The organism is Halobellus sp. Atlit-38R (assembly GCF_003665925.1).
Taxonomy (GTDB): domain Archaea; phylum Halobacteriota; class Halobacteria; order Halobacteriales; family Haloferacaceae; genus Haloquadratum; species Haloquadratum inordinatus.
The window spans coordinates 1-483 of sequence record NZ_QXIJ01000264.1 but is presented as its reverse complement, the minus strand read 5'-3'; the positions used below and the strand labels follow the sequence as shown (position 1 = coordinate 483).

Genomic DNA, 483 nt, shown 5'->3' with positions numbered 1-483 from the left:
TGGTTCAGCAGCTGTAAGTCGTCGCGCTGTCGCTTGAGCCGCTCTTCGGGGTCCTGATCGCGGGGGGCCTCGACCGTCCCGTCGCTGTCCACGTCGGCGTTCGCCTCCTCGCTCATACCGGACGCTACGGACCCTCGTCGCTTTTACATACCGATCCGGAGGGGGACGCTCCGACGATGGGTTACATCCCCTCGTCGAGTAGCTCGCGGGCGACGATGTTCTTCTGGATCTCCGTGGTGCCCTCGTAGATCTGGGTGATCTTCGCGTCGCGGTAGAGCCGCTCGACGTCGTGGTCGTTGACGAAGCCGGCGCCGCCGTGGACCTGGACCGCCTCGTCGGCGACCTCGACCGCGGTCCGCGAGGCGAACTCCTTGGCCATCGACGCGAGCGCGGTGAGGTCGCCGGCCTCGTTGTCGACCGCCCACGCCGAGCGGTAGGTGAGCCAGCGCGCGGCCTCGGTGTTCGTGTGCATCTCCGCGAGCT

The 483-nt window shown here is 67.7% G+C and carries 1 protein-coding gene; it reads right to left on the bottom strand.

The features are described 5' to 3' along the window. Positions 1-181 precede the first annotated feature (181 nt). On the bottom strand, positions 182-483 hold a 302-nt coding region (locus tag D3D02_RS19275; RefSeq protein WP_255410179.1), incomplete at its 5' end, for an acyl-CoA dehydrogenase family protein.